Source organism: Vibrio sp. 10N.261.55.C5 (assembly GCF_041470505.1).
Lineage (GTDB): Bacteria > Pseudomonadota > Gammaproteobacteria > Enterobacterales > Vibrionaceae > Vibrio > Vibrio crassostreae_C.
The window spans coordinates 88,748-103,826 of sequence record NZ_JBFRMS010000007.1; the positions used below are offsets into that span (position 1 = coordinate 88,748).

Annotated in this window: 10 protein-coding genes and 1 pseudogene; 7 read left to right on the forward strand and 4 right to left on the reverse strand. The window is 45.6% G+C overall.

Translation table 11 applies throughout. The features are described from left to right. Positions 1-9 precede the first annotated feature (9 nt). The 3 genes from nirD to AB4263_RS01585 all read left to right on the forward strand — a co-directional run bounded on the left by nirD (position 10) and on the right by AB4263_RS01585 (position 3,905). Positions 10-354 (forward strand): nitrite reductase small subunit NirD, encoded by a 345-nt coding sequence (gene nirD, locus AB4263_RS01575; RefSeq protein WP_136977923.1) that lies wholly within the window; start codon positions 10-12, stop codon positions 352-354. A gap of 143 nt (positions 355-497) precedes the next feature. Next, entirely contained in the window at positions 498-1,967 is a 1,470-nt protein-coding gene (locus AB4263_RS01580) for a NarK family nitrate/nitrite MFS transporter (protein ID WP_017060867.1), read from the forward strand. Between the two features lie 147 nt (positions 1,968-2,114). Beyond that, on the forward strand, positions 2,115-3,905 hold the full coding sequence (locus tag AB4263_RS01585) for a protein kinase domain-containing protein (RefSeq protein ID WP_372097293.1): 1,791 nt from the start codon (positions 2,115-2,117) through the stop codon (positions 3,903-3,905). 33 nt (positions 3,906-3,938) lie between these two features. Here AB4263_RS01585 and cra read toward each other — a convergent pair whose 3' ends face one another. Next, positions 3,939-4,943 carry a catabolite repressor/activator gene (cra, locus tag AB4263_RS01590; protein WP_372097295.1) on the reverse strand — a complete coding sequence of 335 codons (1,005 nt, stop codon included), beginning with the start codon at positions 4,941-4,943 and terminating at the stop codon, positions 3,939-3,941. A 385-nt stretch (positions 4,944-5,328) separates the two neighbouring features. Here cra and fruB point away from each other — a divergent pair, with 385 nt between their 5' ends. The 3 genes from fruB to fruA are packed head-to-tail and all read left to right on the forward strand — an operon-like array spanning position 5,329 to position 9,204. Next, positions 5,329-6,459: a fused PTS fructose transporter subunit IIA/HPr protein gene (fruB, locus tag AB4263_RS01595; RefSeq protein WP_372097297.1), complete on the forward strand. Its 1,131-nt coding sequence runs from the start codon at positions 5,329-5,331 to the stop codon at positions 6,457-6,459. Between the two features lie 9 nt (positions 6,460-6,468). Then, positions 6,469-7,446, forward strand: coding sequence for a 1-phosphofructokinase (gene pfkB / locus AB4263_RS01600; RefSeq protein ID WP_248384041.1), 978 nt, complete (start codon positions 6,469-6,471; stop codon positions 7,444-7,446). 15 nt (positions 7,447-7,461) lie between these two features. Then, the gene (gene fruA / locus AB4263_RS01605) at positions 7,462-9,204 is read left to right on the forward strand and encodes a PTS fructose transporter subunit IIBC (protein WP_372097298.1); all 1,743 of its coding nucleotides are present in this window, start codon (positions 7,462-7,464) and stop codon (positions 9,202-9,204) included. Positions 9,205-9,368: 164 nt separating this feature from the next. Here the strand turns inward: fruA and AB4263_RS01610 are convergent, their stop codons facing one another. From AB4263_RS01610 to yghU, 3 genes and pseudogenes are all read right to left on the reverse strand, one after another. Then, the gene (locus tag AB4263_RS01610; RefSeq protein WP_017064766.1) at positions 9,369-9,692 is read right to left on the reverse strand and encodes a DOPA 4,5-dioxygenase family protein; all 324 of its coding nucleotides are present in this window, start codon (positions 9,690-9,692) and stop codon (positions 9,369-9,371) included. A gap of 204 nt (positions 9,693-9,896) precedes the next feature. Further along, a pseudogene (locus AB4263_RS01615) lies at positions 9,897-12,997 on the reverse strand (SslE/AcfD family lipoprotein zinc metalloprotease); the annotation flags it as partial. Between the two features lie 585 nt (positions 12,998-13,582). Continuing rightward, positions 13,583-14,440 (reverse strand): glutathione-dependent disulfide-bond oxidoreductase, encoded by an 858-nt coding sequence (yghU, locus tag AB4263_RS01620; RefSeq protein WP_102332906.1) that lies wholly within the window; start codon positions 14,438-14,440, stop codon positions 13,583-13,585. Positions 14,441-14,724: 284 nt separating this feature from the next. On the opposite strand from yghU, the gene AB4263_RS01625 reads away from it, so the two are divergent. Beyond that, complete coding sequence (locus tag AB4263_RS01625) at positions 14,725-15,069, forward strand: YajD family HNH nuclease (RefSeq protein WP_017060876.1); 345 nt, start codon at positions 14,725-14,727, stop codon at positions 15,067-15,069. The last annotated feature ends 10 nt before the right edge of the window (positions 15,070-15,079 follow it).

Sequence of the window (15,079 nt, forward strand, 5' to 3'; positions counted from 1 at the left end):
GAGAAAGTCATGGAAAATTGGACAACCGTATGCAGCACTAGCGATCTAACCCCAAACGGGGGAATTTGCGCCAAAGTAGACGATAACCAAGTGGCTATTTTTTACTGCAAGCGCAGCGACACGCTTTATGGGCTCTCTAATTACGACCCTATTGGCAAGGCGAATGTGATGTCACGTGGTATAATTGGTTCATTAAGCGGAGAACCTTACGTGGCCTCACCCTTATACAAGCAGCATTACCACTTAGAAACTGGCGAATGTCTTGAACAGCCTGAGCTCAAGCTCGTGAAATTTGAAGTTCGCAAACAAGGAGAACAAGTTCAAGTTCTCGCACCACTTACTATCGCCAGTTAACTAACCCGCCGACACCATCATGCAAACGCTTATTAGCGTGCGCAATTTCGGCACAGGGTTTATGCACATTAAAAGCGTTCTAAGTTCGGAAGTAACGCAGGTGCACAAACCGGGTAATTTTCCAGATTTAAAGGATTTAAACCATGGATAACACTAAATTTTCGCTGCTTTCATTTACGGGTAAGATGAAGGTCTTACACCTAAGCTGGATGGCCTTTTTCATTACCTTTGTTGTGTGGTTCAACTTTGCCCCACTACTGCAAATGGTAAAAACTACGCTTGGTCTTTCTACTGAAGAGATCAAAACCCTCCTGATCCTCAACGTTGCATTGACCATTCCGGCACGTGTCGCAATAGGCATGCTAACCGATAGATACGGCCCAAGGTTGGTTTACTCTTCGCTACTCGCGGTCTGTTCTATCCCTTGTTTCATGTTTGCTCTGGCAGACTCTTTCATTCAAGCAGCAATCGCTCGTTTCCTACTGGGCTTCATTGGTGCAGGTTTCGTTGTCGGTATTCGTCTTGTGTCTGAATGGTTCCCACACAACGAACTGGGTACTGCAGAAGGTATTTACGGCGGCTGGGGTAACTTCGGTTCAGCAGCAGCAGCGTTCACACTTCCAACTCTCGCTCTAGCGTTTGGTGGTGAAGACGGCTGGCGTTATGCGGTCGGTATTACTGGCGTAATGAGCTTAGCGTTCTCGTTTATCTTCTACAAAAACGTGTCAGATACACCAAAAGGTTCGACTTACTTCAAGCCTGCTCAAGTAACAGCAATGGAAGTGACATCAAAGGGTGACTTTTTCTTCCTACTTATTATGAAGATCCCTATGTATGCCGCTTTAGCGCTACTGACTTGGAAGCTATCACCAAGCAACATCAACATGTTGTCTGACATGGCGGTTTACTCTGTGTATGCAGGTTTAGCAGCACTTTACGTGTACGAAGTGTCGCAAGTTTGGAAAGTAAACAAGAACGTATTTAAAGAAGAAGTGCCTGAGATTCACCAGTACAAGTTCAAGCAAGTAGCGGTACTTAACGTATTGTACTTCGCAACATTTGGTTCTGAACTGGCTGTGGTTTCTATGCTGCCACTGTTCTTCTCTGAAACCTTTGAATTAACACCGGTTCTTGCAGGTATGGTTGCATCGGCTTATGCCTTTATGAACCTAATGTCTCGCCCAGGTGGTGGTTGGATTTCAGATAAATTCGGTCGTAAACCAACACTGCTTATTCTAACGATTGGTCTTGCTGTGGGTTACTTCGCAATGGGTCAAGTCGACAGCACATGGCCTGTATGGCTAGCGGTTGTTGCGGCGATGGCGTGTTCTTTCTTCGTGCAAGCGGGTGAAGGTGCGGTATTCGCAACGGTTCCTCTAATCAAGCGTCGTATGACAGGTCAAATTGCTGGTATGACGGGTGCTTACGGCAACGTGGGTGCGGTAGTTTACCTAACTGTGTTGTCATTCGTGAGCTACCAAACCTTCTTCTTAGTGATTGCTGCAACAGCGGTACTTGGCTTTGTGACTCTGCTGTTCATGGAAGAGCCTAACGGTCAAATCGCCGAAGTAAACGACGACGGTAGCGTGACCTTGATTAACGTATCGAGCTAACCACTCATTGAATCGGGAGTAGTACCGAGGTGTGTTTCACCACTTTGGTACTGCGTTCAAAGACTCTAGGTTCACTAGGGCTTTTGTTCTTCCTAGGATGTTCTGCCAAGGAAGCGGGAAGAAGAACAGTTAAGAAGAAGATCAGTTATGACAATTTCATTCAGCCAAGGGCAAGTCGTCACGCCAGAATCCAACAACCAGTTAACGCTTAAGTTTGGTGGTTATTCGAATAAAGGCATACGTGATGAAAATCAAGACGCCATCATTGTAAAGCACCCCAAAACTCGTACTGAGCAAGAGTTGAAAGGCAGTGTTGCCTGTATTGCAGACGGGGCAAGTTGCAGTGAATACGGCCAGAAAGCCAGTCACACCAGCGTGATGCAGTTTATCGACGACTATTACGCAACTCCCCAAAGCTGGAGCATTCAACGTTCGGCGCAAAAGGTCTTAACGTCCCTCAATTCTTGGCTCTTCAACACGTCTGTTTCTAATATTCATCCCGCACAACAAGTGAACCACAATGCCCTCGTTTCGACGTTCAGCAGCGTGATATTAAAATCAAACACCGCACATATATTCCACGTTGGCGACAGCCGCATTTACTTACTCAGAGATGGAGAATTACGCCAACTGACCCGCGACCACACCCGTAAAAATATGGGACAGAAGCATTATCTTACACGCGCCTTAGGCATGGACAACCAACTCAACGTTGACTATCAAACCCTGCCTATCAAGAAAAACGACTGCTTTATCCTGACATCTGATGGCGTGCACGAGTTTGTCTCTCCCAACACCTTCAAGGAACACATCGACAAACCCGGAGCGGATTTCGAATACGCGGCACAAACCATCTGTAACACCGCTTTAAGCCACAATAGCTCGGACAACGTGAGCTGCTTGATTGTGCAAGTCAGCCATCTGCCTAAACCTTCGCTGATTGAGTTCCATGAGAAGCTGGCTAAACGTGCTATCCCACCCGCTTTAAAGCTCGGGCAAAGTATCGACAACTTCATGGTACTTGAGGTGTTGTATGCAGGATCTAGAAGCCATGTGTATCGTGTGATGCAGAAAGAGACACAGACCGAGTTCGTGCTGAAAGTCCCTTCCGTCCAATATCACGATAGCCCTTCGCAACTCAGAGCTTTCTTTAATGAACAATGGGCGGGGATCTTGTTAAAAAACAAGAGAGTAATGAAGGTTTACCCAACGCCAGAGAACTCGCAATTCTTATACCAAATCTGCGAATGGGTTGAAGGCATCACGCTAAGACAATGGATGTACGACAATCCAAAACCGTCACTCAATGAAGTACGCGACATACTAGAAAAGATCACTCAAGGCATTCGAGTACTGCAACGTGCAGACATGGTGCACCGAGACTTAAAGCCGGAAAACATCATGATTCAACGTGATGGTGAGGTAAAAATCATCGACCTTGGTGCGGTGTTAGTGAGAGGCCTTGAAGAGGGAGAGCTCACCGACAAAGACGACACTCCATTAGGCGCGGTCAATTACATAGCGCCAGAGACCATCAAGCACAACACGGCCACCACAAGCTCGGATCTGTTCTCTATCGCTGTGATCGGCTATGAGATGCTAACCGGTGCATTGCCCTACTCTGAAATGACTGCCCAATCGCTTAAACAATCTCGCCACCATCAATGGGAATACCAACCCATCACACAGAAACGAGCTGACTTACCAAGCTGGGTGGATTTGGTATTACAAAAAGCCTGCGCGGAATCACCAAGCGAACGTCATCAAGTGTTGGGGGATTTTGTGGCAGACCTTTACACACCAAACCAAAGCTTGGTGAAAAGCAAAGCCAAGCAACCTTTGATAAACCGAAACCCGATCCAGTTTTGGAAAGTGTTGGCTTTGTTGCTCGGCATTGTTGCGGTCGTAGAACTGGGGTTATTGTTAAACCCAAGCTAGATACGTTTACGAATTAGCCTAATATAACCGCGTTTAGCCTCGTTTCACTAAGCTTCTTGGCACGAGTTCAATGCCAGCTTGGTAACGCTTAGCCGATGCATTCAGCGCCAAAGCAAAAGCGCTGTCGGCAATTACTTCAAACTGCTGAGGCAGTGAATGGACTTTAAAAGGCAAGAAGTCGAGCAGTCGGTTATCACCAAAGGTTGCCAGTTTTACTTGATTAATCAGCTCTGGCTTTTCAACCATCACATCCAACACACCCTCTAACAAAGTGTAAGACATAGTCACAATCGCATCAGGCACCGTGCCTTTAGCTATCCAGCCTTCAAAAACCTCGCGCCCTGATTCTCGGTCAAAGTGCTCGCCATAACCGACAACCATCGGCTTGTTTTCGGTTAACCCTGTTTGTTGAGTATGTGCTTTATTCGCCGCTTGAAAACCCAACTGACGTTCACGTGAAATGTTCAGATCAGGCAGTGCACCAATCAAACCAACACTATGAATACTGTCATCAAGAATCGAATGCGTCAGTTCAAATGCAGCCTCGAAATCTTCACTGATCACACAGGCAAAGTGCTCATCATCTAAAGGACGATCTATCGCGATGACTGGCGTGCCTGAGTTTTGCAACTTCAAGTAGAACTCATTGGCGTCTGGCATTGAGCTCGCCACCAGCAAAGCATCAATACGACGACTGACCAAAGCTTCAGCGACCTTTCGCTCGGTTTCAGCGTCATCATCTGAACAGCCAATCAAAATCTGATAGCCCACTTTACGTGAGTTCTGCTCTATCAGTTTTGCTAAACGCGCATAACTGCTGTTTTCCAGATCAGGAATAATCAAACCAAATGAACGGCTATTACCAGCACGCAGCGACGAAGCAGCATGGTCTGGTCGGTAGTTATACTCTTCCACCACTGCCATTACTTTCTGCTGTGTCTTTTCACTGATTCTGTATTTCTGCGCCTTGCCATTAATCACATAGCTGGCTGTGGTTTTCGACACACCGGCTAGTTTGGCAATCTCATCTAGTGTCATATGGGTGACCTGTATTTTGTGCGTAGGATCATATAACCAATGATCTGATCCTCGGATTAGTTGAATTATATGCTGAATCGATTCAGTATAAAAGCTGAAAGGATTCAGCAAAATCTGAAAAGTGACTTCAATCATCCTTTTGAATGGATTGAGCGTCATTTGTCGTGATTCAGCTTCTTGTTGTTAACGAAACTGAAATTACGACACGCAGCAAAACTATTTTGAAAACCAAAATCGGCTTTGCTGAATTTTTTTACACTGAATGCTGAACCGATTCAGCCAAAGTAAAACAAAGAGTTAAGCAACGAGTTAAGCTCCATGAATCTTGCTCTAGACTGAATCGTAGCGATACACAAATTCTCAAGCGATACGCTAAAGAGGCACCATGCTTAAATTATCAAAATCTGACATCACTCTAGGCCAAACTGCCGAAGACAAATTCAAAGCAATCCAAAACATTGCTGGCGACCTGACAGCTAAAGGTTTAGTTGACTCTGGTTACGTTGAAGGAATGCTGAACCGTGAAAACCAGAACTCTACGTTCCTAGGTAACGGCATCGCGATTCCTCACGGAACGACGGATACTCGTGGCCTAGTGAAAGAGACAGGCGTTGCGGTACACCACTTCCCTGAAGGTATTGATTGGGCTGACGGCAACCGTGTTTACGTAGCAATTGGTATTGCAGCTAAATCTGACGAGCACTTAGGCATCCTTAAGCAACTGACCAAAGTTCTGGCAGCTGACGGTGTTGAAGAGAAATTAAAGCAAGCGAAATCAGAAGACGAAATCATCGCTCTACTTAACGGCGAAGTTCAGCTTGAAGCCGACCTAGACGCTTCTTTAGTTCAGCTACTGTTCCCTGCAAGCGACATGATTCAAATGTCTGCAGTTGCGGGCGGTCTACTTAAGAACACAGGTTGCACAGACAACGCATTCGTTGCTGACCTAGTAACGAAAACACCAACTCACCTAGGCCAAGGCCTGTGGTTGTTGGGCAGCGACAAAGGTGTAACTCGCACTGGCGTATCTTTCGTTTCAACAGCGAACCATTGTGAATACGAAGGCACACCAGTTAAAGCATTGGTAGCATTCGCCGCTTGTAACAGCGCGCACCAATCTATTCTGGCAAACCTAAGCAAGATGGTTTTTGAAGGTAAACAGCAACAACTGTTAGCCGCTGACGCAGCGCAAGTGATTGGCCTTCTAAAAGGTGAAGCGGTTTCTACAGCGTCTCAAGACGACAACTGCGCAGTCTTCAAAATCAAAAACGCACACGGCCTACACGCTCGTCCAGGTGCAATGTTGGTTGCTGAAGCGAAGAAATTCGAATCAACAATCCGCGTTTCAAACCTAGATGGCGACGGAAAAGAAGTGAACGCGAAGAGCTTGATGAAAGTGATCGCTCTTGGCGTTAAACACGGCCACCAGCTTCAGTTTGTTGCTGAAGGTGAAGACGCAGCACAAGCACTTGAATCGATTGGCAAAGCTATCGCTTCAGGCCTTGGCGAAGGTTAAGGAGTCGATATGTCTGATAAACAAATCAAAGCCGTTACTGTAACGCTTAACCCTGCTCTAGACCTGACAGGTGCTATCGACGCACTTAACGTGGGTTCAGTGAGCCTAGTAAACAAAGGCTCTTTGCACGCAGCGGGCAAAGGCGTAAACGTCGCAAAAGTTCTTTCAGAGCTTGGCGCGAAAGTGACCGTAACAGGTTTCCTTGGTCGCAATAACGAAGAAGCGTTCTGCCAACTGTTTGAACAGATGGGCGCAGCTGACCGCTTCATCCGTGTTGATGGCGCAACTCGCATTAACGTGAAATTGGTAGAGAATTCAGGCCAAGTAAGCGACATCAACTTCCCAGGTGTTCCTGTTGATGCTGACGCGATTAAAGCGTTCGAAGAAACCCTATTAGAACTTGCTGAAACGCACGATTATTTCGTCATTGCAGGCAGCTTGCCACAAGGTATCTCTCCTGAGCTTTGCGCTTCTTGGGTTCAACGCTTACACGATTTAGGTAAGAAGGTGCTATTTGATAGCAGCCGTGACGCACTTAAAGCCGGTATCAATGCACAACCATGGTTAATCAAACCAAACGATGAAGAGCTGTCTCAGCTGTTCAATGCAGAGCTGACAACTCGTGACCAATGCCAACACGCGGGCCAAGCCCTAAGTGAAAAAGGCATCGAGAATATCGTGGTATCACTTGGCGCTGAAGGCGTGATGTGGCTTAACCAAGGTGAATGGTTACATGCTCAACCACCGCGCATGCAAGTAGTAAGCACGGTAGGCGCAGGTGACACATTGGTTGCTGGTCTATGTTGGGGTCACATGCAACAGATGCCAAAACCAGAACTTATTAAATTCGCAACCGCCCTATCTGCTCTAGCAGTTTCACAGGTAGGCGTGGGCATCACCAGCCAACAAGAGCTGGATTCAGTACTACAAAATATCCAATTACAGTCGCTTAGTGCTCCAACTAGCCAGTTAGACACAAGCAAATAGGACAAAAGGTTTATTATGAATATTACCATTATCACAGCTTGCCCTAGTGGCGTAGCAAACAGCATCATCGCAGCAGGCTTGTTAGAGCAAGCGACAAAAGCACTGGGTTGGAACGCCGCTATTGAATGTCAATCAAGCGTACTACCTGACTCAACCGTATCGCAAGACACTATCGACAGCAGCGACGTTGTGGTTATCGCAGCCAACACCAACGTTGATAAAGCGCGCTTTGTCGGCAAGAAAGTGTACCAAGCGGCTATCTCTGAATGCACTGCAGATGCAAAAGCATTTCTAGAAAAAGCGGTAGCAGAAGCAACGGTATTAGACGCTTCTCAAGTTGAAAAAGCAGTGGAAGTTATTGGTACTTCTCCAGCGACAGGCAGCAAGAAGATCGTAGCGATTACAGCTTGCCCAACTGGCGTTGCACATACCTTTATGGCAGCAGAAGCGCTTGAAGCAGAAGGCAAACGCCTAGGTCACCAAATCAAAGTGGAAACTCGCGGCTCTGTAGGTGCGAAGAACCAACTGACAGACCAAGAAATCGCAGACGCTGATCTTGTTATCATCGCTGCCGACATCGACGTTCCTCTTGATCGTTTTAACGGCAAAGCGCTATACAAAACGACAACAAGCCCTGCTTTGAAGAAAACAAAGCAAGAGATGGAAAAAGCGTTCGCAGAAGCTAAACCATACCAACACACAGCTTCTTCAAATTCAGCACCTGCTGACGAGAAGAAAGGCGTGTACAAGCACCTAATGACAGGTGTTTCTCACATGCTTCCAGTGGTAGTTGCGGGTGGTTTGATTATCGCACTCTCTTTCGTATTCGGTATCGAAGCGTTTAAAGAAGAAGGCACACTAGCAGCAGCATTGATGACTATCGGTGGTGGTTCTGCATTCGCACTGATGATTCCTGTTCTTGCTGGTTTCATTGCATTCTCGATTGCTGACCGTCCGGGTCTGGCTCCAGGTCTAATCGGCGGTATGTTGGCTAGCTCAACGGGCGCAGGTTTCCTAGGTGGTATCGCAGCAGGTTTCATTGCCGGTTACGCAGCGAAATTCATTGCCGACAAGGTTCAACTTCCACAATCCATGGAAGCCCTTAAACCAATCCTGATCATTCCGTTTATCGCGAGTTTGTTCACTGGTCTTGTGATGGTTTACATCGTGGGTGGCCCTGTTTCTGGCGTGATGAGCGCAATGACGACTTTCCTAAACAACATGGGTACGTCTAATGCGATTCTTCTAGGTGTGATTCTAGGCGCAATGATGTGTTTCGACCTTGGTGGTCCGGTAAACAAAGCCGCTTACACATTCGGTGTTGGTCTACTGGCTTCGCAAACTTACGCACCAATGGCGGCTATCATGGCAGCAGGTATGGTTCCAGCTCTAGGTATGGGCCTTGCGACTTTCCTAGTGAAAGACAAGTTTGAAGCAGGCGAGCGTGAAGCAGGTAAAGCATCATTCGTTCTTGGCCTATGTTTCATCTCTGAAGGTGCAATCCCATTCGCAGCGAAAGATCCAATGCGTGTTATCCCAGCTTGTATGGCAGGTGGCGCACTAACTGGCGCTCTATCAATGATGTTTGGTGCTCAGCTAATGGCTCCACACGGCGGTCTATTCGTACTACTGATTCCTGGTGCTATCTCTCCAGTACTTATGTACCTAGTAGCGATTGCAGCAGGTACGCTAGTAACAGGCTTTGGCTACGCAGCACTTAAAAAGATGAGCGGCTCTAAAGTAGCGGCAGAGGCTTAATCCCCCTACTCTGGTTAACGGTTCAGCCCGATAACCAGAAGCTCTTGATAACCGGTTTCTTGGTAAACGGCTCCTTAAAACAAAGGCTCCTCATTTGAGGAGCCTTTTTATTGTTCATGTATTTTCCGGTCGGAATGAGTTAAGTGCAATATTGGTATATTTGATTAGCTAGTAAGCGTTTCTTCAAAGACACCCAATTCACGACCAAGCCAGATCGCTCGTACTGTGTGATCCAAAGTTTCTTCACCGCCAGTTACAGGGTGAATAAGCACCGACATATCACCGCGTTCTTGCTCAAGCCATTCAACAATGCCCGACTCTTTGTTCGCAAAGTGAATCTCAAACATTGGCATCTTATGTGGACCAACCAAACGCTGTATTAGTGGAAAAACCTCTAATACATCTTTACGTTCCGATAGAATTTTCTGACGCAGTGTTTCTGCCTGCTCTGCAAATCGCAGAGGGAAATAGATATGACCGTGGTACATGGCACCATCCTTTAGAATTATGATACGCGCAGTTTAACCTGCTTTCTCTAGCAAGGACAGTCAACCAATGGCAGCCGAAGTATTAAACATCATGTAGAAGACTGATCTAGCTGAAATTTCTAGAGCATTCCAACAAAAACGCCACACGTAGTTTCAGTGTGGCGTTTGTTTTTAAGCTATAAAATGCTTTAGCAATAATTAGCGTTAGTAAATTGAATCAACATTCAAAGGACTGTTGTTTGGTTTCTCTAGTTTTAATTGTTCAACCGCACTAAGACCTTTAGAGCTAATTCCGCCACTATAAGACTTCGTGCCATCAGCATTAGTCATGGACGTTTCGCCCACGTTCCAAACTTCAAAGAAGTCACTTAAGTCATAGTTTGAAACATAAGAAGCGCACACCATCATTAGGTCTCCACCAGAAAGCCCAGTCTCGCTAGCACTACAATAGTTCGTATTCGAGTCGCCTTCTCTATCACCTCGAGCTTTACGGTGCATAAGTTTGAACATGTTCCAGCCTTCATCTTCACCATACACATCAGATTGGCTTGCGCCGCGTGTATACCAATCATCAATTGCAAAGTTCGATTTTGCCCAGATTTTTAGCTGACCAAACATAACTAATCGTAAACCTGCATCACCATGTGACCACGCATGTTCATTATTAAGCTCTAGCCATTTAGGTGCTTTCTTAATATCCGATTTAATACGATCCATTTCTGGATTTTCGTTACGCCCCTCTAGCTCCTGCATATAAAGTGCAAGTAGGTTGTTCGTTACCTCAGTACTGCCCGCCGCTGAGAAAGGTGCCGATGCCAAATTATGACCAACTTCATGCCACAATAGCCAATCATTCACAGGGTTGGTTGGAATGTATGTGCGGTTTGCATTGAAACTCGAATTCATCACTGGGTAGCCAGAGTGAGCAGCACCAATCGAAATCTGCACGTCATTCACAAAACGATGGCGGAACGCATTCAATTCTGGATAAGTGAACCTACGGTGTAAACCATCGTCTTGCATCTCATCACGTCCGTAGAAGCCACTTGCTGCTTCAGCGAATCGATTCATATCTGTTGCGAATTGGTTCAAATCAGCGGATTCCTGATTGGTGTAGTGTAAATAAATGAACCCGTATCGATTTCTGCAATTGGTGCGTCTGCCGATTGAATAGTGTTAATCCACTGTCCCTCTTTCCACCAAGCCGCTTTTAACGCCCCATCAATGCTAAACGAGACTTCACCAAGCTCTTTTACTTTCGGTTGAATGTAAATAAGGCCACCATATGGAACCTTGAAAGTTAAGATCGAACCATTGTAGTCAAAGCTGGTTTGCATACGTGGAGGGCGTTTCAAACTCGTTTCGTGATTCGGCTTACCTGTAAGATCATCCGCGATCATCACAGTAATCGTAGCTGCCACGCCATCTTGAATAGTTACTTCTTGTAATTGAGGTGCCCACAGACCTGTCGATTGATTGTTTCCTGCCGAATACGTCACCGCTTTACCGTTGGTCTGAACCATTACCGTACTTGACGAAGATGCCCCCGAAGTTCGACCCGGATACATTGTGGTATCAACAACGATTTCATGATCCCAGAATGAGCGCCCCAACATAATACGAGTCAGAGGTTTCTCCATGTAATTTAATGGATAGCTAGGATTCAACTGCCCAGATAACTCACCTTCGCCATGAATCATTCCATTAGCGACTAACGACGCTTTTAGGTCAACAGGACACTGTGCATCCATTGTGTCTGTTTGATGTAAGTCTTCGGTATAACAGTTAAGGAACTGAACAGCCTGCTTGAACCCCAACTCATCTTGTATTTCTGTTTCAAAATGGTATGCGTTGTCATTCCACATCCAAACAGACAGGTTATCAAACGCTTGATTCAATTCGCTGTTAGACAGACGCTTACCTTGAGTACCTTTTGTTCTATAGTAAATTTCATGCTCATAAAGCGCCGTAAAGTTAGTGCCCAAGTTCGCCACTTTAACCATGCTGTCGACAACGGTTTTACTCACTTCATAGCGGTCGAAATCGGCTCTATGATAAGCACCACGAACAGTGATGCCGTCTCCAGAACGAGTCTCTATACAGTTAAATTCGTATTCATACTCGTTCTTACAAAGCTCAGTGCTAACGAATGCCGACTGCAGTTCTTTGATTGCCGCTTCACGCTCTTCTGCCGATTCAACAAAGATACGTGCGGATTTTGTCTCCATGACTGGTACGCCAGACTCATCAAGCACTGGTTTCCCTTCAGCGTCTAACTTAGTAACCTCATAAGTCGGGATTTCAAACTTGATTTTGGATTCATCTTTGATCCACTCAACCGTACCATCTTGATTTACCGTGAATGGAGGCTCTCCTTGGTTATCTTGAAAACGCTCAAGAACCACCATTTCCTTTTGACTCTTCACGTGAAGATTAGGATAAGGTGCTTGGCAGTAATAAGAGCTACCGCAGAAAGCTTGGTTTGTCGGGGTAACGTTTTCACCACCAAGAGATACACCTACGGCATCTGCCAAGCGTCCAACAGGTTCAGGATTAGTCGTTTGAATCGCATCCATAAACAAGATATTGCCACCGTCATTAACATAGTTAATAAGAGCCGTAATATCGTCTTGGTTTAAGTTCGGGTTATCCAAGTCAGCAACAAACTGGTTAGTCATGCCATCTTGAACCAACTTAGGTGGGTATGCCTGAAGGATCAAAATCGGCGTATTACTCGCATCCAAATCATCAAAGTCACCTGAACCACGCTTTTCTACTGACGCAAAACCATACTGAGGACTAACAAAACTGATCCCAGAAATCGGCGTACCATTAGCGTCTGTAAGCTTACTGCGAGTTAACACCTTACCTTCAACACTTGGCTTATAAGCATAGGTAGACTCCGCGTCTGCAGAAACAAAACCAGCGTTAAGGTTATTGTCCGCATTAGGGTCAACCGCAGGAACAACAGTTGTGTCTACGTGTGAACTAGGAGCCTTACCTACTTCATCTGTAGACTCCTCTTCTTTCGATGAAAAGTACGCATCGACAGCATCTTGATCATCAAGCTGCGAGAACACATCCTCAATATCAAAAGCATCCAGCTCTTTTAGACAGATAGCACTTTCAGTCTCACAAACATCAATTGATTCGAGTACCTTGGTAACGTTGTCTCCATGTAATTCTGTCAACTCAAATGCCGCATGAAGCGCATCATTTGAAATCGTGCTTTCTGTGACTTCGGGGAAAGGAGCCGTGAAATCACCTAAAGTAAGGTGACCCAAGGTACAACTAAAACTCACGCCTTGTTTTACACTGAACGTTCCGTTTTCAAGATGAATGCCGTCACAGTACACATCTCCAGAAACAAACGCCCCGCTCGACAACAGTGAACCGATGTAAGTTGTTGGGGGAATAATATCTGTTGGTGGAATAATGTCAGTCGGCGGAAGAATATCCGTTGGTGGAACAATATCTGTCGGAGGAAGAATGTCCGTTGGTGGTACAATATCTGTTGGAGGAGCCGTATCAGGGCCACCACTATAGCTTAGTGAGTCGTGATTACACCCTAAAAGAGCCGTGGATATGATAGCCAACGCAATTAAGTTTTTTTTCATTGAGCGAAGTTAGTCGTAATTTAAAGTGGACCGTTATCTTATAGATTTACTCCACCTCGATGACTATTGTTTTTTGTCTTAACCACAAAGACCATTACTCATAAGCGATTGAATAAGAAAAAAATGATAATTGAGACTCTCATTCCAATTACAAAACCTCTCCCTACCTTAAAACGGAAAAACGCCATATCTCGATTGAGATATGGCGTTTCAATTAGCCATTAACATTAAGACCGATAGGGTATATCTGCCAAAAACACGTTCACAAAAGAACTAAGGCTTAAGCTTTAAAACTCGGTCAATGTCTTCTGCAGAATGGCGCTCTGGTACTTGCTCCCACTCTTCGCCAAATGAACGATTAACCACTCGGCCGCGTTGGAAACCTTCACGCGCTTCTAGCTGCTTCGCCCAGCGCACAACGTTGGTGTAAGACTCAACTTGTAGAAATTCGGCTGCGTCGTAAATTTTGCCAAGTACTAAGTTACCGTACCAAGGCCAAATCGCGATATCTGCAATAGACAGCTCTTCACCCGCAACGAAAGTGCTGTTAGCAAGTTGCTTGTCTAACACATCTAGTTGACGCTTAGCTTCCATTGCGAAGCGGTTAATTGGGTACTCTTGCTTTTCATCCGCGTAAGCGTAGAAGTGGCCGAAACCACCGCCTAGGAATGGTGCCGAGCCTTGTGCCCAGAACAACCAGTTAATGGTTTGCGTTCTTGCTGCCCCTTTTTTTGGTAAGAAGTGACCAAATTTTTCTGCTAGATGCATCAAGATAGATGCCGATTCGAATACATTCACGTCTTCGTCACCAGACTTGTCGACAAGTGCTGGTATTTTGGAGTTTGGATTCACGCCAACAAAGCCAGAAGAGAACTGATCAGCCTCACCGATGTTGATCAAGTACGCATCATATTCAGCTTCTTTAACACCCGCCGCTAACAACTCTTCCAGCAAGATAGTGACTTTTTGACCGTTAGGTGTGCCAAGAGAATACAATTGAAAAGCATGGTCACCAACAGGAAGCTCTTTATCAAAGCGAGCTCCAGATTCAGGACTATTGATGTTTGCCCACTTGTTACCACCAGCAGTATCGTTAACCCAAACTTTTGGCGGAGTGTATTGTTCTGACATGATATTTCCTTATTAATATAGGGTCTCACAAACTGATATTAGGTCACATGCCTGCGGTTAAAACCCCTGAATACGATTTATTTTCAAACTGTTAAGCATGGCTTATTCCAGAAAGACATAACCCGCTTAAGCGTTAGTGTGTAGAAGGTAAGTCTGTATTCAAACTTCAATCTAATATCGATAAGTCCACTGCATCATTTAGCAATGATTTTACGAACGACATACCGACAGCTTCAAGAAAGCTGTGATAAAATCGGGATATTACAATTGATAAGGATTTGGCAATGTCTTCTGATTTCACAGGTTCGAGTGCAGCGTATGCTCGCCAAGAGAAAGGCTACCGCGAAAAAGCACTAAAACTGTACCCTTGGGTTTGTGGTAAATGTGCGCGCGAATTTGTTTACTCAAACCTCCGAGAGCTTACCGTTCACCACGTGGATCACGACCATACAAACAACCCTGAAGATGGCAGCAACTGGGAGCTACTGTGCCTGTACTGTCACGATCATGAGCATTCAAAATACACTGACCATGAGCGTTATGGTGTGGATGCAAAAGCGAGTTTAGATGATCATCAGTCAGCGACACACAACCCGTTCGCCGATCTCGCTAAGATGATGAAGAAATAACACACCTTCA